The organism is Nocardia sp. GP40 (assembly GCF_050434125.1).
Classification (GTDB): domain Bacteria; phylum Actinomycetota; class Actinomycetes; order Mycobacteriales; family Mycobacteriaceae; genus Nocardia; species Nocardia albiluteola.
Genome location: NZ_JBNPVW010000011.1, coordinates 209,088 through 230,326 on the forward strand (window position 1 = coordinate 209,088; position 21,239 = coordinate 230,326).

Sequence of the window (21,239 nt, forward strand, 5' to 3'; positions counted from 1 at the left end):
GATGCGTGGCGAAGGTGAGGTACAGGACGTAGGCGGCGACGATGTGCGCCTGCAGCAGTGCGGCGAACACGGTGATGTTCGCCGGCGCGATGGCCGGTAGGTACCACGATCCGAACAGGACGATCGGCTGTCCCGATGCCGACACCAGACCCCACCCGAACAGCGGCTGCAGCACGAGCAGAACGTAGAGCAGTCGCTCGGAGTACTGGAGCATCCGGCGTCAGCGCCGCCTGCCGCGCGAACACAGCCGGGATGGACAGCTCCAGGCCCGTGGTACCCATTACGACACTCCTCGGCTGGAGACGCCGCGGCGGACATCGAGAGGGCCACACACCACGAACCGAAACTACATACCGCAATATAATGTGCCGTTATCTAGCAACACAATTGGGTGACTTCTCGGCGCCGGGAGGCCTCACTCCACTATTCTGCGCACCGACACCGGCAGATCCCGGGTGCGCCGATATGGGCCGGCCACCGACGCCGCGAACGGGCGCGAGAGGAGTTTGCGGGCCACGGCCGTGACCTCCTCGGTGGTGACCGCGTCGATGCGGGTCAGGGTTTCCGAGACGCTGCGGTGGTTGCCGTAGCTGAGCTCGCTGCGGCCGATGCGGTTCATGCGGGAGCCCGAATCCTCCAGGCCCAGCACCAGACCGCCACGCAGGGAACCCTTGGCGCGGGCGCATTCGGCATCGGTGATGCCGTCCGCGGCAACCTCTTCCAGTACACCGCGCGCCAGACTCGCTACCTGCGCGAGGTTTTCGGGCTGACAGCCGAGGTAGACCGAGAACGCGCCGGTATCGGCGAAGGTGTCGACGCTGGAGTACACCGAGTACGCCAGGCCGCGCTCCTCCCGGATGCGCTGGAACAGGCGCGAACTCAGGCCACCGCCGAGCACGGTGTTCAATACCGAAAGGGGCCAGCGCTTCTCGCCGTCATGCCGCCCGAACGCGCGCACGCCGAACACCAGATGCGCCTGTTCGCTGTCGCGCCCGACCCACTCCAGCCGCGGCGGAGTGTGGGCGCGGAAGCGGCCCTCGCGCCGTGGCGCGGGATCCCGGGTGGGATCGAGGCGATCGGCGAAGGCGCGATACACCAGCTCGACCGTGTGCTCGTGCTCGACGTTGCCCGCCACCGCGACCACCATCCGCTCCGGGCGATACCGGCGCTGATGGAAGCTGCGCAGCTGCGCCGAGGTCATCGACTCGATCGACTCGACCGTGCCGATCACCGGGCGCCCGACCGGATGGTCGCCGAACAGCGCGCTCAGAAAGGCGTCGCCGACCATGTCCTCGGGGTCGTCGTCGCGCATCGAGATCTCCTCGAGCACCACCTGGCGCTCGACCGCCACATCCTCCGTACGGCACAGACCGTTCAGCACGACGTCGGAGACCATGTCCATCGCCAGCGGCAGGTCCTCGTCCAGCACGTGCGCGTAGTAGCAGGTCTGCTCCTTCGCGGTGAACGCGTTCAGCTCACCGCCCACCGCATCCATGCGCTGGGCGATCTCCAGCGCCGAGCGGGTCGGAGTCGCCTTGAACAGCAGGTGTTCCAGGAAGTGCGCGGCGCCGGCCACCGTCGGGCCCTCGTCGCGCGAGCCGACGCCGACCCACACCCCGATGGACGCCGACCGCACCCCGGGCACATGCTCGGTGACCACGCGCAGCCCGCCGGGCAGCACGGTGCGCCGCACCCCGCTGTCGGCCAGGGGTGCGTCGATCGTGGTCTTCAGGAGAGACGAACCCCCCTGCTCGCCAGTGAGCAGGGGGGTCTTCGCGTTCTTCTTCACACGAGAATCTTTACTCGGCACCGGCCTCGACCGCAGCAGTGTTGTCGGATGCATCACTCGCCGAATCTTCTTCCTCGACCGGAACGAGCGAGATCTTGCCGCGGTTGTCGATATCGGCGATCTCCACGCGCAGCTTGTCGCCGACGTTCACGACGTCCTCGACCTTGCCCACGCGCTTGCCGTTGCCCAGCTTGGAGATGTGCACCAGGCCGTCGCGCCCCGGCAGCAGCGAGACGAACGCGCCGAAGGCGGTGGTCTTGACGACCGTGCCCAGGAAACGCTCGCCGACCTTCGGCAGCTGCGGGTTCGCGATCGCGTTGATCGCGTCGATCGCGGCCTGCGCCGACGGGCCGTCGGTCGCGCCGACGAACACCGTGCCGTCGTCCTCGATGGAGATGTTGGCGCCGGTCTCCTCGGTGATCTGGTTGATGACCTTGCCCTTGGGTCCGATCACCTCGCCGATCTTGTCGACCGGGATCTTGATCGCGGTGACGCGCGGCGCGTACGGGCTCATCTCGTCCGGGGTGGCGATGGCCTCGGCCATCACGTCCAGGATGGTCAGGCGCGCGTCGCGGGCCTGGTTCAGCGCGCCCGCGAGCACCTTGGACGGGATGCCGTCCAGCTTGGTGTCCAGCTGCAGCGCGGTGACGAACTCGCGGGTGCCGGCGCACTTGAAGTCCATGTCGCCGAAGGCATCCTCGGCGCCGAGGATGTCGGTCAGCGCGACGTAGCGGGTCTCGGACTGGCCCTGGTCGTTCGAGATCTCGTCCGAGACAAGGCCCATCGCGATGCCCGCGACCGGAGCCTTCAGCGGAACACCGGCGTTCAGCAGCGACAGGGTCGAGGCACACACCGAACCCATCGAGGTGGAACCGTTGGAGCCCAGCGCCTCCGAGACCTGACGGATGGCGTACGGGAACTCCTCCTGCGAGGGCAGCACCGGCACCAGCGCGCGCTCGGCGAGGGCGCCGTGGCCGATCTCGCGCCGCTTCGGCGAGCCGACGCGGCCGGTCTCACCGGTGGAGAACGGCGGGAAGTTGTAGTGGTGCATGTAGCGCTTGCTGGTCTCCGGGCCGAGCGAATCGACCTGCTGGGCCATCTTCACCATGTCCAGCGTGGTGACGCCCAGGATCTGGGTCTCACCGCGCTCGAACAGCGCCGAGCCGTGCGCCCGCGGCACCACGGCGACCTCGGCCGACAGCGCGCGGATGTCCGCGAGGCCACGGCCGTCGATGCGGAAGCCGTCGGTCAGGATGCGCTGGCGCACAAGCTTCTTGGTGACCGAGCGGAATGCCGCGCCGATCTCCTTCTCGCGGCCCTCGAAGGTCTCGGCCAGCTCGGACAGCACCGCGAGCTTGATCTCGTCGGTCTTCTCGTCGCGCTCCTGCTTGCCCGCGATGGACAGCGCCTCGTTCAGCTCGCGCTTCGCGGTGCCCTCGACGGCGACGTAGACGTCCTCGCCGTACGGCGGGAAGAGCGGGAACTCCTCGGTGGGCTTGGCCGCCAGGGTGGCAAGGTCCTGCTGCGCGCGGCACAGCCGGGCGATGAACGGCTTGGCGGCCTCGAGGCCCTCGGCCACAACGGTTTCCGTCGGCGCCTGCGCGCCGCCCTCGACCAGGGCGATGACGTTCTCGGTGGCTTCGGCCTCGACCATCATGATCGCGACGTCACCGTCGACGACCCGGCCCGCGACGACCATGTCGAACACGGCGCCCTCGAGCTGCTCGACGGTCGGGAACGCCACCCACTGGCCCTCGATCAGCGCGACGCGCACGCCGCCGACCGGACCGGAGAACGGCAGGCCCGAAATCTGGGTCGACGCCGAGGCCGCGTTGATGGCGACCACGTCGTACAGATCCTTGGGATCCAGCGACATGACCGTCACGACGACCTGGATCTCGTTGCGCAGGCCGTCGACGAAGGACGGGCGCAGCGGGCGGTCGATCAGGCGGCAGGTCAGGATCGCGTCGGTGGAGGGACGGCCCTCGCGGCGGAAGAACGAGCCGGGAATGCGGCCCGCGGCGTACATGCGCTCCTCGACGTCCACCGTCAGCGGGAAGAAGTCGAACTGGTCCTTGGGGTGCTTACCGGCCGTGGTGGCCGACAGCAGCATGGTCTCGTCGTCCAGGTAGGCCACGACCGCGCCGGCGGCCTGCTTGGCCAGGCGTCCGGTCTCGAAGCGGACGGTGCGGGTGCCGTAGGACCCGTTGTCGATCAGGGCCACCGATTCGAACACTCCGGGTTCGACCTCTACGGCGGTGCTGGTCACTGTGTCTGACATTTTCTGTTCTCAACCTCTCGTCTTCGCCGGATCAAGCGCACGTTTGCGCGATCCGGCTGTAGTAATCCCCCAGCCATGTCCCCGGCTGGAGAATGTGCCGTACCCAGGTGCGGGCGCGCGGCAGTCACCCTGACTGCCGCTCACACACCCGACCGGTTCCCCCTAGGAAGCGGCGACGCGGAGGCGGCCTTCGATCGAAGCCCTCCGGTGGACCGTATGTCCTGCCGAAAGGCCACTACCGAGGACCGACGCCACGAGGACGGGTGCATACGGCGTTGTGGCCGGTACTGTACGAGACCCCGATCGGGTCCATATACACGACTAGCCGACGGGGAGATTGTATGCCTCCCCGTCGGCTGCCATGTCAACCGGCCGGTGTGTTGCTCTCTTTCGAGATCAGCGACGCAGGCCCAGGCGCTCGATCAGCGAACGGTAACGCTCGATGTCCTTGGCCTGCAGGTACTTCGACAGGCGACGACGACGACCGATCAGGGCCAGCAGGCCGTGACGGGTGTGGTGGTCGTGCTTGTGCACCTTCAGGTGCTCGGTCAGGTCGGAGATCCGCTTGGACAGCAGCGCGATCTGGGCCTCCGGCGAACCGGTGTCCTTCTCGTGCAGGCCGTACTCCTTGAGGATGGCCGTCTTCTGCTCGGTGGTCAGAGCCACGAAATACTCTCCTGTTGTTTCAGTCCGCGCTCGAGGGACCGGGACGAACCCGGGCGGGCGCCACCGCGAACCGCAGCAAACCCGACGTACCACCTTACAGGAAGGGCCGCGACCAGCCGAATCGGGCGGTGCCCCGGCCCGGGCCGTGCCAATGCGTACCCCCGCCCCACCGCCCCGGTCACCCCGACAGCCCGTGGATCACGGCGGTCAGCACGTCCGACAGCGCCGCGCTGCCGGTACCGGAGAGCTGCGAGAGCATCCAGTTCACCAGCGGCCCCATGCCTCACTCCGCCGCGATGAGTATCTGCCGGGCGCGCTCCACGTCGCGACCCATTTCGGCGGTGAGCTCATCGATCGAGGAGAACTTGCGCATACCGCGCAGGTGCTCCACGAAATCCACCGCGACGTGCTGGCCGTACAGGTCGGCCTCGGTGTCGAGCACGAAGGCCTCGACCGTCCGGGTACGGCCGGAGAAGGTCGGGTTGGTGCCGACCGAGATCGCGGCCATCATGCGCTCGCCGGGCTCGGTCGTGCCCACGGTCTGCCCTGGGGTCAGCACGGTGAACCAGCCGGCGTAGACGCCGTCGGAGGGAATGGCGGCGTACATCGGCGGCGCCACGTTGGCGGTGGGATAGCCCAGGTCACGGCCGCGGCCGTCGCCGTGCACGATCACGCCCTCGAGGCGGTGCGGGCGGCCCAGCGCATCCGCGGCGGCGGCCATGTCGCCGGCGTCGACGCAGGCGCGAATGTAGGTGGAGGAGAACGTGACCGCGTGCTCGCCGACCAGCTTGACCCCGTCGACCTCGAAGCCGAACCGGCCGCCGAGTTCCTTCATCGTCGCCACAGTGCCCGCGGCCTTCTTGCCGAAGGTGAAGTTGTCACCGACCACAACCTCGGTCACGTGCAGCTTCTCCACCAGCAGGTCGTGCACGTAACGCGCCGGAGTGAGCTTCATGAACTCGTGGGTGAACGGCATCACGAGGAAGACGTCGATGCCCAGCTCCTCGACCAGTTCCGCGCGGCGGGTCAGCGTGGTGAGCTGCGCGGGATGCGAGCCGGGACGCACCACCTCCATGGGGTGCGGATCGAAGGTCATCAATACCGAGGGAACCCCGCGCACGGCCGCGGACTTCACGGCGCGGCTGATCAGCTGGGCGTGACCGCGGTGCACACCGTCGAAGACGCCGATCGTGAGCACACACCGGCCCCAATCCGCGGGCATTTCCTCGAGACTTCGCCATCTCTGCACACCGGCAGCCTAATCACCGCGGGCGCTTCCGAGCATTTCGCGGTGCGCTTGTTAACGGCCGCGCAGGGTGCGGATCGGCGGTTGGTCACGCCGCCGTCATCTGCCCGCGAGCCGGACCCGGCCCGGGGTACGCGGGCTGTGTCCGGTCGCACTCACCCGGTGTTTCCACGGCTAAGCTCAGGTGCGTGCCCGGAAAACGAGATATCGCCACCCGTCGTGAACTCGTCACCGCCGCCGCGCCGCACGTTCTCGCCGACTCGAGCGCCGCGGCGGGGAGCGTGGCGCCCGTCCTGTCCTCGGTCGCCCAGGACTATCTGAAGGTGATCTGGACCGCGCAGGAGTGGTCGCAGGAGAAGGTGTCGACCAAGCTGCTCGCCGAGCGCATCGGCGTCTCGGCGTCCACGGTGTCCGAGGCCGTGCGCAAGCTTGCCGACCAGGGCCTCGTCGAACACGCCCGCTACGGTTCGATCACCCTCACCGAGGACGGCCGCCGCGCCGCGATCGCGATGGTGCGGCGGCATCGGCTCATCGAGACCTTCCTGGTCAGCGAGCTCGGCTACGGCTGGGACGAGGTCCACGACGAGGCCGAGGTCCTCGAGCACGCGGTCTCGGAGACGCTGATGGACCGCATCGACAGCAAGCTCGGCCACCCCGATCGCGATCCGCACGGCGACCCGATCCCCTCGGTCGACGGCGCGGTGCCCACCCCGCCCGCGCGCCAGCTCAGCGATTTCCAGGCGGGCGAAAACGGCCGCGTCGCAAGAATTTCCGACTTCGATCCGGCCATGCTGCGCTACTTCGACTCGGTCGGCATCGCGCTTGACACCCCGATCGCGGTCGTCGAGCGCCGCGATTTCGCGGGCACCATCGCCGTGCGCATCGGCGAGCGCACCGTGGATCTGGGCAGCCCCGCCGCCGAGGCCATCTGGCTCACGGTCGTCGGCGCGAGTTAACGATCCCGGCAGTGCAACCGAAGGACCTACCGTGACCCGGACAACTCGACGATCGGCCGCCTCCCTCCTGGGCGTGCTCGCCACGCTGTCGGTATCGGCCGCGACCCTGGCAGGCGGCGCGACCGCGGACCCGGCGCCGTCCACCCCGCCCGTCCCACCGAATCTGCACTGCCACACGCCATGGCAGCTGCCCGTCTACACCGGCGGGCAGTGGCGGTGCGCCGGTGGCCCCGGTCCGGTGGTCCTGCCCCACCGGCCGTTCTCGCACAACTGATCCGGGCGCCGGGTTCGTCACCGCAGGCCCGGCATCACCTCCCGCTCGAACAGCTCGATGCCGGGCGCCGGACCGCGGACAGCAACGCCGCCGGCGAGGTAACCCCGTCCGCCGCGGACACCCAGGCGCCGCCGAAACGAGTCAGTTTTCTCATGGTCCCCCATCGTCGGCAGCGGCAGTTCCGCGAGCAGCGAGCCCGGCGAACGCCGGCCCTGGACGACGGTGGCACAGGCGAGTTGACTGTTCAATATCAACGGGCCCGCCCGCGGTACATCGCTCGATCGATCAGCGATCTCCGGCGCGCGAATCGCCGGACACACTGGGGCGCAGCACCATCCGCACGATCTGCGAGAGCAGGGCGACCGATATCGACGGGTCTACCGCGCGCTGGATGCCCACGCCCAGACCCACGCTGAGGATCAGGTCGGCAGCATCCTCGACCGGTAGCGACAGCTCGACGGCGGAATCGGCGGCCAGGCCCGCCAACTGCGCCGCGACCATGCCGCGCATCGCGGCCAGATTCGACGCAATGGCCGCCTGTAGGCGCGGATCGTCGCGGGCGGCCACCGCGAATTCGAATTCCAGCAGCGTCCACTCGACATCGCCCAGGGTGCGCTCGGCCCAGACGCGGAGCCGGCCCACCCGGTCCTCGAGGGTGCCCTCACCCACCAGCTCCGCGGTCACCTCCCCCAGCTTCGTCTCGTGGATCGAGGCCAGCACCTCGAGGCAGAGATCGGATTTGGTGTGGAAGTTCGAGTACACCGCGCCCTTGGAGTAGCCCGCCGCCTCGGCGACGCGTTCCAGGCTCGTCCCCGCGTAGCCCTCGGCGAGGAAGATCGCGCGGGCGGTGTTCAGCAGGTTCTCCCGGGTGCGGGCCTGCGATTCGGTGCGTGTCAGACGTGCCACGAGACGATTCTAAATACCCACGCCTTCGGGATTCCATCAGTATCCGAATACTGTTAGTATCCGAAACTGTGGGTAACACATTCGGTACACATCGACGTGGACTGGCCATCGGCTGTGGCGGCACCCTCGGCGCGGCGTGGATCGTGGCCGCGCTCGCCGCGGCACGCGATGTGCTGGGCTGGGATCCGCGCGAGGCGGACGCGCTGATCGGCACGTCGGCCGGGGCGGAAGTGGTGACGATGCTCGGTAGCGGCGTGGACGTCGGCGAACTCGTCGACATGCAGCTCGGCACCGCCACGCATCCGGTGCTGGCGCGGCATCACCGCGACGGGCCCGGCAGATTCCCGCCGCTGCCCCGCCCGTGTCTCGGCTCGCCACGAATGACCCTGCGCGGCAGTGGATCTCCGCAGCACATGCTGATCGCGGGCAGCGGGCTGCTGCCCCGCGGCGGCGGCGACGCGAGCTGGCTGCAGCGGCTGGCCGACGGACTCAATCCGGGCCGGGACTGGGTGCCGCATCCCGCGACATGGCTGGTGGCAACGGATTTCGAGACCGGGACCCGGGTGCCGTTCGGGTCCCCCGGCGCGCCGCGCGCGGAACTCGGTGCGGCACTGCGGGCATCGTGGGCGGTCCCCGGGTGGTACCCGCCCGTCCCGATCGGCGGACGCCGCTACGTCGACGGCGGGGTCGCCTCGACCGCCTCGGTCGATCTGCTCGCACCGCTGGAATTGGACGAGCTGGTGGTGTTGGCGCCGATGGCCTCGGCCGGCCGCATCCCCGCCTCCGGTCCCGGCCACCTCCTGGAGCGCCAGCTGCGAAATCGCATGAGCGACACTATCGATGCCGAGATCGCGGCCGCGCGGGCCGGCGGCACCCGGGTACTGTACGTCGGTGCTTCCGCCGCCGATCTCGCGGTAATGGGCCCGAATTTCATGGACGCCCGGCGCCGCCGGGCGACCCTCGACCACGCCATGGCCAGTACCCGCCGCACCATCGAACAAGGAGAATTCGTATGACGATGCTGTCCCGCTACCCGGCCGTCGAACCGCGCGGCGCCCGGGTCCTGATCACCGGCGCCGGGCGCGGCATCGGCGAGGCGACCGCGGAGCTGTTCGCCCGCAACGGATCCGAGCTCGCGCTGGCCGATATCGACCTCGAGGCCGCGCAGACCGTGGCGGACCGGTTGGGCGCCCGGGCATTCCAGCTGGACGTGCGCGACCGCCCCCGCTGGGAGGAGGTGGCCGCGGAGTTCGGTGATATCGACATCCTGGTCAATAATGCCGGCGTCATGCCCGCCGGGCCGTTCCTCGAGCAGCCGGATTCGGTGGGACACACCACGATCGACATCAACGTCTGGGGCCTGATCCACGGCATGCGCACGGTGGCGCCCGGCATGATCGCCCGCTCGCGCGGGCATATCGTCAATGTCGCGTCGCTGGCGGGCAAGATCCCCGTCCCGGGCCTGGCGGTCTACAACGCCAGCAAGTTCGCCGCCGTCGGGCTGTCCGCCGCGACGCGGCTCGAGTTCGCCGAATACGGCGTCAGCGTCAGCGCGGTCCTGCCCCCGGCCGTGCGCACCCGGCTCTCCTCGGGCCTGACCCTGGGCCGCGGCATGCCCACCGTCGAACCGCAGGACGTGGCCGCCGCGATCCTCGAGACCTGCCGCACCCGCCGCGCCGAGACCGCCGTCCCGTCGTATCTCGGCCCGATCGACGCACTCCTGGCCGCTACTCCCGAACCGGCCGTGCGGCTGGTCCGCCGCCTGTTCAACGCTGACCGCGCGCTGCACCCGGACGACGCCGGAGTCCGCGCGGCCTACGAGGATCAGGTGCGGGCCATCGGCGAGGATCACGCATGAAAACCTCACCCGGATCGCGTGATCCGCGCATTGTCATCATCGGCGCCGGGGTCGCCGGCATCACCGCCGCCTACACGTTCACCCGCGCCGGTTTCACGAATGTGACCATCCTGGAGAAGGGTTCGGACGTCGGCGGGGTCTGGCACTGGAACCGCTATCCGGGCCTGACCTGCGATGTGCCCTCGACCCTGTACCAGTTCGGATTCGCGCCGAAGCCGGACTGGTCGCGAATCTGGGCCACCGGCGGCGAGATTCAGCGCTATCACCGCGAGGTGATCGAGCACTTCGGGCTGGACCGGTACCTGCGCCTGAACAGCGAGGTGACCGCCGCCGAGTTCGACGGGCACCAATGGCAGGTCACGGTCGCCGACGGCACGGTCCTCGAGGCCGACTTCGTCATCGCCGCCACCGGCGTGCTGCATCATCCGGCCGTCCCCGACATTCCCGGCATGGACGACTTCGCGGGCCCGGTCGTGCACACCGCCCGCTGGCGCGACGACATCGCCACGGCCGGAAAGAGAATCGCGGTCGTGGGCACGGGATCCACCGGCGTGCAGGTGGTTTCGGCGCTGCAGCCTGAGGCGAGCACCCTGCTGCACTTCGTGCGCAGTCCGCAGTGGGTGTTGTGGGCTCCCATGGGAATTCCGCAGCCGGAGGCACTCACCCGGCTGCTGCGGAGCGCACCGCCGCTCGCGCACCGGCTGTACGGGCTCGCGCTGGAGGCATCCGGGGTGTTCACCGACATCGTGCTCCGGCCGAGCTGGCGGCGAAAGCTGGTGCAGTCGTATGCCCGCCGCAGCCTGGACGCCCTGGTCCGCGATCGCGACCTGCACGCCCGGCTCACCCCCGAGTACGAGCCGCTGTGCAAGCGCCCGGTCGTGTCCGGAAGCTACTACCGGGCCATCACCGCGCCGAATGCGGACCTTGTCACCGACGCGATCACGGAGATCACGCCCACCGCGATCCGCACCGCCGACGGCCGCGAGCACCCCGTCGACGTCATCGTGCTCGCGACCGGTTTCCGCGCCCACGAGTACATGCGCCCGATGGATCTGCGCGGGCGCGACGGCGTCACCATCGACCAGGCGTGGGCGCAGGGACCGCGGGCCTACCGCACGACCGCGATCCCCGGCTTCCCGAACCTGTTCACCGTCCTGGGACCCAACTCCCCCACCGGATCGATATCCCTGCAGTACACCGCAGAGCGCACCGCCGCGTATATCACGCACTGGCTCAACAGGTTCCGCGACGGCGACATCGATACCGTGGAGGTCACCGAGTCGGCCACCGACGCCTACTACAAGGACGTGGACGAGGCGATGGGGCCGACGGTCTGGAACACCGGGTGCGACTCCTGGTATTTCACCGAGGGCCGCACCATCGACCTGTGGCCGTTCGACCGCCGCCGGCTGTCTGCGATGCTCGCGGTACCCGACCCGGCCCACTATCGGATCACCCGTCCGCGGGATCGGGATTCGGACCGCGGCGCGGTGGGTGCTCGGAGCCGATAGCCCGGCCTACCCATCCTGTGCGGGCCGAGCTCGGCGGCGCCGCATGATCGGGTTGTCCGGCGCGGCCCAGGTGATCTCGAAGTAATTGTCCTCGGGATCGTGCAGGTACGCGGAGCGGCCGGTGAAGAACTCGGCGTCGACGGGTTCCTTGGTGACCTGCGCGCCGGCGTCGCGCATCTGCTCGGTGAGGCGATCGACATCCTCGGGCGTGTCGACGATGACCCCGATACTGAAGCGGATGCCACCGTTGCCAGGATCGGGCGCGGTCTGCCCGTCGCGGGCGAGTTCGCCGATCGGGAACACCGCCAGGACGACGCCGCGTAGCTCGAACGCGGCGAAGTCGTCGTCTTCGATGATCAGCGGCAGGCCGCAGCGGCGATAGAAGTCGCGGAGCCGGGGAAGATCGTGCGCGCCGAGAGTGATCATGACGTCTGCGAGCGGTGCCGATGCGTCCATGGGACAAAGTATCCGCCCGCTTGCTCACTCGTCCGCCGCAGGCTCCGGGCCCGTCGGTCAGCCCGCGAGTTCGGCGGCCCGGGCCGCGATGGCCGCGCCCAGATCGGTCGTCGTGCCGGCGCCGTCGAGGTCGGGGGTGCGGATCGCGCCCTCGGCCAGGATGTCGCAGACCGCCTGATCGACGGCGGCGGCCGCCGACTTCTCGCCCAGGTGGTCGAGCATCATTGCGGCGGCGAGGATCTGGGCCACCGGGTTGGCTATGCCCTGCCCCGCGATGTCGGGTGCGCTGCCGTGCACGGCCTCGAACATGGAGGGGGCCTCGCGATGGGGGTTGATATTGCCCGAGGGAGCCAGTCCCAGGCCGCCGGTCACCGCGGCGGCCAGATCGGAAAGGATGTCGCCGAACAGGTTCGAGCCGACGATGACGTCCAGGCGGTCCGGGTGCAGCACGATCTCGGCGGCGAGGGCGTCGACGTGCATCTGGCGGGTTTCCACGGACGGATATTCGGCGGCGATGCGCTCGAAGATGCTGTCCCAGTATGGCATCGAGTGAATGAGGCCGTTGGATTTGGTGGCCGAGCACAGGCGGCCGTCGCGCTCGGCGGCCCGCTCGAACGCGTACCGGATGATCCGTTCGCAGCCGATGCGGGTGAACACCGACTCCTGCAGCACGAATTCCTCGGGGCGGCCGGGATTGTGGGTGCCGCCGATCTCGGAGTACTCGCCCTCGGAGTTCTCCCGGACGATGAGAATGTCCAGATCCTCGGCGGTGCGGCCACGCAGCGCGGACTCGGTGCCGGGCAGCAGCCGCACCGGCCGCAGATTCACGTACTGCCCGAAGGCCCGGCGCAGCGGAATCAGCAGGCCCCACAGCGAGATATGGTCGGGAACGCCCGGAAAACCCACCGCGCCCAGCAGAATCGCATCGAACCCGGCCAGTCGCGCCGGGCCGTCGGGCGGCATCATCGCGCCGGTGCGCAGGTAGTTCTCACAGGACCAGTCGAATTCGGTCCACTCGATGCCCGGCAGCACCGCATCCAGCACGCGCACCGCCTCCGCGGTCACGTCCACGCCGATCCCGTCACCGGGGATGGTCGCAATTCGGTAGGTACTCAACGAATCTCCCTCGTATCCGGATTCCGGGCTCACAGTTTCACGCCGATGTACTTGGTTTCCAGGAACTCGTCGATGCCGGTGAAACCGCCCTCGCGGCCCAGGCCCGACTCCTTGACGCCGCCGAACGGTGCGGCGGGATTGGACACCACGCCCTGGTTCAGCCCGACCATTCCGGTGTCGAGGGCCTCGCAGACGCGCAGCCCGCGCCGCAGATTCTCGGTGTACACGTAGCTCACCAGGCCGTACTGGGTGGCGTTGGCGCGCTCGATTGCCTCGTCCTCGGTGTCGAAGACGGCGATCGCGGCGACCGGGCCGAAGATCTCGGTCCGGCACAGCGCCGCATCATCGGAGACTCCGACGAGAACCGTTGCGGGATAGAAGTTCCCATGGCCGTCGGCCGCGGATCCACCGAGTAGTACCGTGGCGCCGCGCTCCTGGGCATCGGCCACCAGCCAGGTCACCTTCGCGACCGCGTCGGCATCGATGAGCGGGCCCACCACCACGCCCTCCTCGGTGCCCCGGCCCATCGGCAGTGCCGCCATCCGCGCGGCGAGGCGGTGCGAGAACTCCTCGGCGACGCCGCGCTGCACCAGAATTCGGTTCGCCGCGGTGCATGCCTGCCCGATGTTGCGCATCTTGGCCGCGAGCGCACCCTCGACCGCCTCGTCGAGATCGGCGTCGTCGAACACCAGGAAGGGCGCGTTGCCGCCCAGCTCCATCGAGGTGCGCATGACCGTGCGGGCGCACTGTTCGAGCAGCACCTTGCCCACCGCGGTGGATCCGGTGAACGAGAGTTTGCGGGAGCGCTCGTCCAGGATCATCGGCGTCATCACCGACGCGGGGTCCGAGGTGGTGATCACGTTCACCACCCCCGCGGGCAGCCCGGCCCGGACCAGCACCTCGGCGAGGGCGAGCATCGACAGTGGCGTCTGCTCGGCGGGCTTGATCACGCACGTGCAGCCCGCGGCCAGGGCGGGGCCGATCTTGCGGGTGCCCATGGCCAGGGGGAAGTTCCAGGGCGTGATCAGCAGGCTGGGCCCGACCGGCTGCCTGGTCACCAGGAACCGCGAGCCACCGCCGGGCGCGGGCATGTACCCGCCGTCCAGGCGCACGGCCTCCTCGGCGAACCACCGGAAGAACTCTGCGGCATAAGCGATTTCGCCGCGCGCCTCGGCCAGCGGCTTACCCATCTCGAGGGTCATGACCAGCGCGAGGCGCTCGGTGTCGGCGAGCAGCAGACGGTGCGCGCGCATGAGCAGATCGCTGCGCTCGCGCGCCGGGGTGCGGGCCCAGGCGGCCTGAGCGCCGGCGGCCGCGGACAGGGCGGCCAGGCCGTCCTCGGGTGCGGCGTCCGCCACCTCGCAGAGTAATTGCCCGGTCGCGGGGTCGGTAACGGGCAGTCGCGCGGCGGTTTGCCGCCACTGCCCGCCGATGAACAGTCCGGTGGGCACGCTGTCGATGGCGGCCCGCTCGTCGGACTCCAGGCCGGCACTGGTCTGCGTCACTGCCCGCTCCTCACGCTTGTTTCCTGCATTCGTGACCCGGGCGCCGCAAACCATTGCTGTCGCCCTGCCCGCCATGATATTCATATTGTCAACAATCCGACAATAGACAATGATCGTCGAGAAGTGAGGCGGCTCACATGTCCGAACTCTCCCCCGTCCTCGAGCAGGCCACCCCGGTCACCGTCGATCACGGTGAGGGGTGCTATTTGTACGGCACCGACGGCCGCCGGTACCTCGATTTCACCGCCGGCATCGGGGTCACCAGCACCGGCCACTGCCATCCGCGGGTCGTGGAGGCCGCCCGCGCGCAGGTCGGCAGCCTCATCCACGGCCAGTACACGACCGTGCTGCACCGGCCACTGCTCGAGCTGACCGAAAAGCTGGGCACGGTGCTGCCCGCCGGACTCGACTCGCTGTTCTTCTCCAACTCCGGCAGCGAGGCGATCGAGGCCGCGCTGCGCCTGGTACGCCAGGCCACGGGACGGCCGAATGTGATTGTGTTCCATGGCGGTTTCCACGGCCGCACCGTCGCCGCGGCCACCATGACCACCTCGGGCACCCGGTTCTCGGCCGGATTCAGCCCGCTGATGGGCGGGGTGCACGTCGCGCCGTTCCCGACCGCCTACCGCTACCGCTGGAGCGAGGAGCAGGCCACCGAATTCGCACTGCGCGAACTGGATTACCTCTTCCAGACGCTCAGCTCGCCCGCGGAGACCGCGGCGTTCTTCGTCGAGCCCGTGCTCGGCGAGGGCGGCTACATCCCCGGCAACACCGCGTTCTTCCAGGGCCTGCGCGAGCGCGCCGACCGGCACGGCATCCTGCTGGTGATCGACGAGATCCAGACAGGATTCGGACGAACCGGAAAGTTCTTCGGGCACCAGCACTTCGGCGTGCGGCCCGACGTCATCACCATCGCCAAGGGCCTGGCGAGTGGCTTCCCGCTCTCGGGCATCGCCGCCCCGGCCGCACTGATGGCCAAGGCGTGGCCCGGCTCGCAGGGCGGCACCTACGGCGGCAACGCGGTCGCGTGCGCCGCGGCCATCGCGACGCTGGAGGTCATCGAGTCCGAGGGCCTGGTGGACAACGCCGCGGCCCGGGGGCGCCAGCTCATCGAGGGCGCGCGCAAGTCCGCCACCACCGCGGTGGGCGACGTGCGGGGGCTCGGCCTCCTGATAGGCTCCGAATTCACCACGGCCGCAGGCGAACCCGATACCGCCACCGCGGCCGCCGCGCAGCGCCTCGCGGGCGAGAAGGGCCTGCTGCTGCTGACCTGTGGCGCCTACAGCAATGTCGTGCGGATGATCCCGCCGTTGATCGTGTCCGAGAGCCAGGTCGACGATGCGCTCGAGATCTGGTCCGCCGTCCTCGACGAGCTCTGAGCTCACCCACCCCGCGAAGGGAGTCTCCGTGGCCCGCTACCTCACCATCACCCTGACCAAGGCCGGAATCACCTGCCGCGCACGCCTTCTCGACGAGGAGGCCCCCCGCACCTGTGCCGCGGTGTGGGATGCGCTGCCGCAGGAGGGCAGTGCCTTCCACGCCAAGTACGCCCGCAACGAGGTGTACACCCTGGTCCCCCGCATTTCCGCCGCCCCGCATCGCGAAAACCCCACCGTCACACCGATTCCCGGCGACGTATGCCTGTTCGACTTCGAGCCTTGGGAGATCGGCAACCCCGCCTACGGCTACGAGCCCGGCTCCGAGGCACATCACGCCCAGGGTGCCACGGATCTTGCACTCTTCTACGGCCGCAACAATTTACTGATCAACGGTGACATGGGCTGGGTTCCGGGCAGCGTCTTCGCTACCATCGAAGAGGGCCTCCCCGAGCTCGCCACCGCCTGCAACTCCCTGTGGCTGCGGGGTGTAGAGGGCGAAACCCTCGCTTTCGCCCGAGCCTGAGCCGCGCGGCCCCATCGCACGGACGACCGGACCTCGGTAACCCCACACCGGCCTGGGTCGGGTTACCGCATCCACCCCGTGATCTCGCGACGAGCATCCGCCATTCCGGCGCGCCGCGATCACGACACCTCGGGCCGCCGGACTCGACATGGTGCGCCGACCGGCGACGCTCAGTCCTGAGGCTTCGCCCAGCGGCCGCGGGCCTGCTGGATGTGTTCGCGCAGATACCGTTCGACGGCGTCCTGATCCCGGGATTCGATCATGTCGACGATGGTGAGGTGTTCGCGGGCGACGTCGACGAGTTCGCCCTTCTTGGCGAGTGAGGCGAGGCCGAACAGGCGCGTGTGGTCGCGCAGATCGGAGACCAGCGCATTGAGCCGCGGGTTACCGGCGTAGCCCAGCAGTGCCAGATGGAAGACCTGGTCCGCGGCGGTGTACTCCACCAGATCGCCCCGTTCGGCGCCCTCGACGATCTTCGCCGCCAGCTCACGCAGCCGGGGGAAGTCCTCGGCGGGGATCAGCGGCGTCACCTCGCGGACGATCGGGGGCTCGAGCAGCAGGCGGATCCGGGTGATGTCGTCGAGGTCCTTCTCGGCCACCTCGGTGACGCGAAATCCCTTGTTCGGCACGATCGTAATGAGGTTCTCGCGAGCCAGATCCTGCATCGCCTCGCGCACCGGCGTGGCGGATACGCCGAAGCGAGCGCCGAGCGACGGGGCGGAATACACCTCGCCGGGCTCCATCTCCCCCGCGATGATGGCGGCGCGCAGCGCCCGCGAGACCTTGTCGCGGAGGCTCACCTTCTCCACCTGGGTGAATTGGTCGATGCTCACGTGATCGTTCCCCTGCCCGTGATCGGCTGATATGGATCGCTGACGACATCTTATGCCATGTCACGTTGCACAAGGCGAGATCTTTGGCGAAAACCCACCCGTAGTGATGTGTGACATTGCACCATAGGGGAGAGAGCGGCCCCACACAAGTGGTTGCGAAGGCATAGCCGAACCGGTTACCGTCAGTGCAATGTCACACAGCACAGCGTGGCAGAGGCGGCCGGGCGCCTTCCCGGACTCTCGCGCACATTGGAGGCTCGCATGCCCGAAACGACCACGTCGCCCACGACCAAGCCCTGGCACGGGGTGCTTGTCGCCACGACGCTGCCGTTCACCGAGGACCTTTCGGTCGATTACGACGCCTACGCCGAGCATGTGCGGTGGCTGGCCGACAGCGGCTGCCACGGCGTGAGCCCCAACGGTTCGCTGGGTGAATACCAGACCCTCGACGACACGGAGCGCGCCCGCGTGGTGACGACGGCGATCGAGGCCGCGCCGCAAGGATTCACGGTGATGCCGGGGATCGCTGCCTACGGCGCGCTGCAGGCGCGCAAGTGGGCCGAGCAGGCCGCCGAGGCCGGGGCGCAGGCGGTGATGCTGTTGCCGCCCAACACCTATCGCGGCGGCCGCGAGGTCATCCTCGATCACTACCGCACGGTGGCCGCGGTCGGCCTGCCGATCGTCGCCTACAACAATCCGATCGACACCCGCATCGACCTGACCCCGGACATCCTGGCCGAGCTGCACGGCGAGGGACTGATCGTCGGGGTCAAGGAGTTCACCGGCGACGTCCGCCGGTTCTACGAGATCAAGGAACTCGCCCCCGGACTCGATGTGCTCATCGGCTCCGACGATGTCGCGCTCGAACTGGGCCTCGCCGGCGCCGTCGGCTGGGTGGCCGGGTACACGAACGCGATCCCGCAGGCCACGCTGGAGCTGTACAACGCCGCGGTGAATCGCGACCTGGACAAAGCGCTTCCGCTGTACCGCGACCTGCACCCGCTGCTGCGCTGGGATTCCAAGACCGAGTTCGTGCACGCGATCAAACTGTCGATGGATCTGGCCGGGCGTCGCGGCGGGGCCTGCCGCCCGCCGCGTGTCCCTCTCGCGTCCGAGCTGGTCGCCTCGATCACCGACGCCACCCGGGCGGTGCTGGCCAAGGGCTACCGGTAGCCGAAAGCACAGCAGGCACAGCGACTTACAGGAAGTGAGGACCGCTCGATGACCGGAACGACGGTCGAACCCAACAACGATACGACGGCGGACGAGGTCGATTCGATCGTCGAGGCCGCGGCGGCGGCCGCGGGCACCTGGGCGGCAATCGATCCGGCCGCCCGGGCCGGGGTCCTGACGCGCATCGCCGACGGACTCGACGACCACGCCGACGAACTGATCCCACTGGCCGCCCGGGAGACCCGCCTTACCGACGCTCGACTGGTGGGCGAGTTGCAGCGCACCAGCTTTCAGCTACGCCTATTCGCCCGGACGGTGCTCGACGGCGGCATGCTGGACGTGCGCATCGACACTGCGGACCCCGAATGGCCGATGGGTGCGCCCCGACCGGACCTGCGGCGCATGAACATTCCACTCGGCCCGGTCGTCAACTTCGCGGCGAGCAACTTCCCGTTCGCCTTCTCCGTTGCCGGCGGTGACACCGCCGCCGCGCTGGCGGCCGGATGCCCGGTCGTCGTCAAGGCGAATCCGGGACATCCTGCCCTGTCCCGCGCGGTCGGGGAGATCATCACCGCGGTGCTGGCCGAAAGCGACTGCCCACGCGGCACTTTCGGCCTGATCTTCGGCCGCGAGGCCGGGGTGCAGGCGCTGACCCATCCCCTGGTCGCCGCCGCGGCCTTCACCGGATCCACGGCGGGCGGCCGGGCGCTGTTCGATCTGGCCTGCGCGCGGCCGGTGCCGATCCCCTTCTACGGAGAGCTGGGTTCGATCAATCCGGTATTCGTCACCGCCACGGTGGAACAGTCGCGGGCCGCGGAGATCGCCGCCGGTCTGGTGAGCGCGGTGAGTGCCAGCGCCGGACAACTGTGCACCAAGCCCGGACTGGTCGCGGTGCCGGACGGATCGCCGGTGCTGACCGAGCTGATCGGCGCCGGGCCCGCGCCGGTCGGCGACCTGCTCAACGAGGCGATCGCGGCCGGATTCTCCGCGGTCGTCGAGCAGGTACGAGCGCATCCGGAGGTGCGGACGCTCACCGGGGGCGGCCCGGGACAGACTCTGATATTGACCACCACCGCGCGATCGGTGCTCCTGGATCGTGATGTCCTGATGCGGGAGATGTTCGGTCCGGCAACGCTGGTGGTGACCTATCGCGATACCGCCGAACTACTCGAACTCGCCCGCGCGGTGCACGGACAGCTGACGGTGTCCATCTTCGCCGACCGAGCCGATGACACCGCCGGCGCACTGCTCGCCGCCGGGGCCGCCGCCGCCGGCCGAGTGCTCTGGAACAGCTGGCCCACCGGACTTTCGGTGACCTACGCACAACAGCACGGCGGACCGTATCCGGCCTCCACCGCCCCGACGACGACCTCGGTCGGTACCGCGGCGGTCACCCGGTTCCTGCGCCCGGTGGTGTTCCAGTCGGTGCCGCAGGAGTTGCTGCCGGAGCAACTGCGCACGGAGAACCCCCTTTCCATCCCCCGATCGATGAATGGGGCGCGCGCACAATGACTCTCGATTCGGCGGGCACATCCTCCGTGAGGGGGACGGATGTGCTGATCATCGGCGGCGGCGTGATCGGATGCGCGCTCGCGGACCGGCTCACGCTGGCCGGTGCAACAGTGCGAGTGTGTGAGGCGGGCGACACGGCCTCCGGCACAACGGCGCACGGCGAGGGCAACGTGCTCGTCTCCGACAAGGGCCCCGGCCCGGAGTTGGCGCTGGCGCAGTTCTCGCGCCGCCTGTGGCCCGATGTCCTGGCTCGCCTCGCCGACCGGGTGCCCGCCGAGGCGAGCGCCATCGAATGGGAACCCAAGGGCGGCATCGTCGTCGCCACCACCGAGGCGGGCGCGGGCGCGCTGACCGAGTTCGCCCGCGGGCAGCGCGCGGCCGGGGTGCGCTGCGAAAGCCTCGACGCGGACCGGCTCGCCGCGGCGGAGCCCGCATTGACCAGGGAGGTGACCGCGTCGGTCTACTACCCGGACGACGCCCAGGTGCAACCGGTCGGCACCGCAACCGCGTTGCTGTCCGCGGCCGTGGCGGCCGGAGCGGTGGTCGAAACACGCTGTGCGGTCACCGAACCCATCGTCCGGGCCGATCGGCTGATCGGCGTGCGGACCACCAGGGGGCCGCGGTACGCCGATACCGTGATCAATGCGGCCGGGCCCTGGTCGGGGCCGGTATCGGTCCAGCTCGGCGCCCCCATCGCGGTCAAGCCGCGGCGCGGTGACGTGCTGATCACCGCTCCCCTGCCGCCGACCGTGTTCCACAAGGTCTACGACGCGGACTATGTGGGCGCGGTGGGCAGTTCGGATGCCGCGCTGCAATCCTCCGCGGTGGTCGAATCCACCCGCGGCGGACCGCTGCTGCTCGGATCCTCGCGCCGCCAATGCGGTTTCGACGACCGCATCCGCCCCGACAGCCTCGCCGCCATCGCCCGCAAGGCGCTGCGCCTGTACCCGGTGCTCGCTGACGTCGCCGTCATGCGCGCGTACGGCGGCTTTCGCCCCTACGTCGACGACCATCTCCCGGTGATCGGCCCCGACCCGCGGCTGCCCGGCCTCTGGCACGCGACGGGCCACGAGGGCGCGGGAATCGGATTGTCGGTCGGCACCGCGCACCTGGTCGCCGCCGCACTGGAGGGCGATGCGGACGAGGTCGATATCGCCGCCTTCGCCGTCGACCGACCGGCCGTCCTCGGACCGACCGCTGACCAGCCGACCGCGGAGAGGGTGTCCCGGTGAGCCCGAACGATATTCCACACGAC

At 69.3% G+C, this 21,239-nt stretch carries 20 protein-coding genes; 10 read left to right on the top strand and 10 right to left on the bottom strand.

Features of this window, described 5'->3' with window-relative positions; translation table 11 throughout:
* Window positions 1-415: 415 nt before the first annotated feature.
* The 4 genes from ABH933_RS30230 to ABH933_RS30245 all read right to left on the bottom strand — a co-directional run bounded on the left by ABH933_RS30230 (window position 416) and on the right by ABH933_RS30245 (window position 5,985).
* Window positions 416-1,843 carry a M16 family metallopeptidase gene (locus ABH933_RS30230; protein WP_429422592.1) on the bottom strand — a complete coding sequence of 476 codons (1,428 nt, stop codon included), beginning with the start codon at window positions 1,841-1,843 and terminating at the stop codon, window positions 416-418.
* On the bottom strand, window positions 1,800-4,070 hold the full coding sequence (locus ABH933_RS30235; protein ID WP_429422219.1) for a polyribonucleotide nucleotidyltransferase: 2,271 nt from the start codon (window positions 4,068-4,070) through the stop codon (window positions 1,800-1,802). The genes ABH933_RS30230 and ABH933_RS30235 overlap by 44 nt, the downstream gene beginning before the upstream one ends.
* A gap of 396 nt (window positions 4,071-4,466) precedes the next feature.
* The gene (gene rpsO / locus ABH933_RS30240; RefSeq protein ID WP_215922383.1) at window positions 4,467-4,736 is read right to left on the bottom strand and encodes a 30S ribosomal protein S15; all 270 of its coding nucleotides are present in this window, start codon (window positions 4,734-4,736) and stop codon (window positions 4,467-4,469) included.
* A gap of 283 nt (window positions 4,737-5,019) precedes the next feature.
* Entirely contained in the window at window positions 5,020-5,985 is a 966-nt protein-coding gene (locus ABH933_RS30245) for a bifunctional riboflavin kinase/FAD synthetase (RefSeq protein WP_215922384.1), read from the bottom strand.
* Between the two features lie 278 nt (window positions 5,986-6,263).
* Between ABH933_RS30245 and ABH933_RS30250 the strand changes: the two genes are divergently transcribed.
* Both ABH933_RS30250 and ABH933_RS30255 read left to right on the top strand, forming a co-directional pair.
* Entirely contained in the window at window positions 6,264-6,938 is a 675-nt protein-coding gene (locus ABH933_RS30250; RefSeq protein WP_215922572.1) for a metal-dependent transcriptional regulator, read from the top strand.
* Window positions 6,939-6,969: 31 nt separating this feature from the next.
* Window positions 6,970-7,212: a hypothetical protein gene (locus ABH933_RS30255; RefSeq protein WP_429422217.1), complete on the top strand. Its 243-nt coding sequence runs from the start codon at window positions 6,970-6,972 to the stop codon at window positions 7,210-7,212.
* Window positions 7,213-7,229: 17 nt separating this feature from the next.
* Here the strand turns inward: ABH933_RS30255 and ABH933_RS30260 are convergent, their stop codons facing one another.
* Both ABH933_RS30260 and ABH933_RS30265 read right to left on the bottom strand, forming a co-directional pair.
* Window positions 7,230-7,466: a hypothetical protein gene (locus tag ABH933_RS30260; protein ID WP_429422215.1), complete on the bottom strand. Its 237-nt coding sequence runs from the start codon at window positions 7,464-7,466 to the stop codon at window positions 7,230-7,232.
* A gap of 31 nt (window positions 7,467-7,497) precedes the next feature.
* Complete coding sequence (locus tag ABH933_RS30265; RefSeq protein ID WP_429422213.1) at window positions 7,498-8,118, bottom strand: TetR/AcrR family transcriptional regulator; 621 nt, start codon at window positions 8,116-8,118, stop codon at window positions 7,498-7,500.
* Between the two features lie 68 nt (window positions 8,119-8,186).
* Here ABH933_RS30265 and ABH933_RS30270 point away from each other — a divergent pair, with 68 nt between their 5' ends.
* The 3 genes from ABH933_RS30270 to ABH933_RS30280 are packed head-to-tail and all read left to right on the top strand — an operon-like array spanning window position 8,187 to window position 11,487.
* The gene (locus ABH933_RS30270; RefSeq protein WP_429422211.1) at window positions 8,187-9,134 is read left to right on the top strand and encodes a patatin-like phospholipase family protein; all 948 of its coding nucleotides are present in this window, start codon (window positions 8,187-8,189) and stop codon (window positions 9,132-9,134) included.
* A gap of 2 nt (window positions 9,135-9,136) precedes the next feature.
* Window positions 9,137-9,976, top strand: a complete 840-nt coding sequence (locus ABH933_RS30275; RefSeq protein WP_429455179.1) for an SDR family oxidoreductase — start codon at window positions 9,137-9,139, stop codon at window positions 9,974-9,976.
* Entirely contained in the window at window positions 9,973-11,487 is a 1,515-nt protein-coding gene (locus ABH933_RS30280; RefSeq protein WP_429422209.1) for a flavin-containing monooxygenase, read from the top strand. The genes ABH933_RS30275 and ABH933_RS30280 overlap by 4 nt, the downstream gene beginning before the upstream one ends.
* 6 nt (window positions 11,488-11,493) lie before the next feature.
* Here ABH933_RS30280 and ABH933_RS30285 read toward each other — a convergent pair whose 3' ends face one another.
* Genes ABH933_RS30285 through ABH933_RS30295 form a run of 3 tightly spaced genes read right to left on the bottom strand, consistent with a single transcriptional unit; the run spans window position 11,494 to window position 14,564 of the window.
* Entirely contained in the window at window positions 11,494-11,943 is a 450-nt protein-coding gene (locus tag ABH933_RS30285; protein WP_429422207.1) for a VOC family protein, read from the bottom strand.
* 57 nt (window positions 11,944-12,000) lie between these two features.
* Window positions 12,001-13,059: a tartrate dehydrogenase gene (locus ABH933_RS30290; RefSeq protein WP_429422205.1), complete on the bottom strand. Its 1,059-nt coding sequence runs from the start codon at window positions 13,057-13,059 to the stop codon at window positions 12,001-12,003.
* Between the two features lie 29 nt (window positions 13,060-13,088).
* On the bottom strand, window positions 13,089-14,564 hold the full coding sequence (locus ABH933_RS30295; protein ID WP_429422203.1) for an NAD-dependent succinate-semialdehyde dehydrogenase: 1,476 nt from the start codon (window positions 14,562-14,564) through the stop codon (window positions 13,089-13,091).
* 137 nt (window positions 14,565-14,701) lie between these two features.
* Here ABH933_RS30295 and ABH933_RS30300 point away from each other — a divergent pair, with 137 nt between their 5' ends.
* Entirely contained in the window at window positions 14,702-15,943 is a 1,242-nt protein-coding gene (locus ABH933_RS30300) for an aspartate aminotransferase family protein (protein WP_429422201.1), read from the top strand.
* Window positions 15,944-15,971: 28 nt separating this feature from the next.
* Entirely contained in the window at window positions 15,972-16,466 is a 495-nt protein-coding gene (locus tag ABH933_RS30305; RefSeq protein ID WP_429422199.1) for a DUF3830 family protein, read from the top strand.
* A 170-nt stretch (window positions 16,467-16,636) separates the two neighbouring features.
* On the opposite strand, the gene ABH933_RS30310 is transcribed toward ABH933_RS30305, so the two are convergent.
* Window positions 16,637-17,299: a GntR family transcriptional regulator gene (locus ABH933_RS30310; protein WP_429422197.1), complete on the bottom strand. Its 663-nt coding sequence runs from the start codon at window positions 17,297-17,299 to the stop codon at window positions 16,637-16,639.
* Window positions 17,300-17,560: 261 nt separating this feature from the next.
* On the opposite strand from ABH933_RS30310, the gene ABH933_RS30315 reads away from it, so the two are divergent.
* Genes ABH933_RS30315 through ABH933_RS30325 form a run of 3 tightly spaced genes read left to right on the top strand, consistent with a single transcriptional unit; the run spans window position 17,561 to window position 21,216 of the window.
* Window positions 17,561-18,472 (top strand): dihydrodipicolinate synthase family protein, encoded by a 912-nt coding sequence (locus ABH933_RS30315; protein WP_429422195.1) that lies wholly within the window; start codon window positions 17,561-17,563, stop codon window positions 18,470-18,472.
* A gap of 48 nt (window positions 18,473-18,520) precedes the next feature.
* A complete protein-coding gene (locus ABH933_RS30320; RefSeq protein WP_429422193.1) occupies window positions 18,521-19,984 on the top strand; it encodes an aldehyde dehydrogenase (NADP(+)) in 1,464 nt (487 codons plus the stop codon).
* Complete coding sequence (locus ABH933_RS30325) at window positions 19,981-21,216, top strand: NAD(P)/FAD-dependent oxidoreductase (protein ID WP_429422191.1); 1,236 nt, start codon at window positions 19,981-19,983, stop codon at window positions 21,214-21,216. The genes ABH933_RS30320 and ABH933_RS30325 overlap by 4 nt, the downstream gene beginning before the upstream one ends.
* The last annotated feature ends 23 nt before the right edge of the window (window positions 21,217-21,239 follow it).

Excerpts from the sequence above, each read along its gene's own strand:
- ABH933_RS30230 (WP_429422592.1), bottom strand. The coding sequence starts at position 1,843 with ATGCATCCGACAACACTGCTGCGGTCGAGGCCGGTGCCGAGTAAAGAT.
- ABH933_RS30235 (WP_429422219.1), bottom strand. The coding sequence starts at position 4,070 with ATGTCAGACACAGTGACCAGCACCGCCGTAGAGGTCGAACCCGGAGTG.
- ABH933_RS30275 (WP_429455179.1), top strand. The coding sequence starts at position 9,137 with ATGCTGTCCCGCTACCCGGCCGTCGAACCGCGCGGCGCCCGGGTCCTG.
- ABH933_RS30280 (WP_429422209.1), top strand. The coding sequence starts at position 9,973 with ATGAAAACCTCACCCGGATCGCGTGATCCGCGCATTGTCATCATCGGC.
- ABH933_RS30285 (WP_429422207.1), bottom strand. The coding sequence starts at position 11,943 with ATGGACGCATCGGCACCGCTCGCAGACGTCATGATCACTCTCGGCGCG.
- ABH933_RS30300 (WP_429422201.1), top strand. The coding sequence starts at position 14,702 with ATGTCCGAACTCTCCCCCGTCCTCGAGCAGGCCACCCCGGTCACCGTC.
- ABH933_RS30315 (WP_429422195.1), top strand. The coding sequence starts at position 17,561 with ATGCCCGAAACGACCACGTCGCCCACGACCAAGCCCTGGCACGGGGTG.
- ABH933_RS30320 (WP_429422193.1), top strand. The coding sequence starts at position 18,521 with ATGACCGGAACGACGGTCGAACCCAACAACGATACGACGGCGGACGAG.
- ABH933_RS30325 (WP_429422191.1), top strand. The coding sequence starts at position 19,981 with ATGACTCTCGATTCGGCGGGCACATCCTCCGTGAGGGGGACGGATGTG.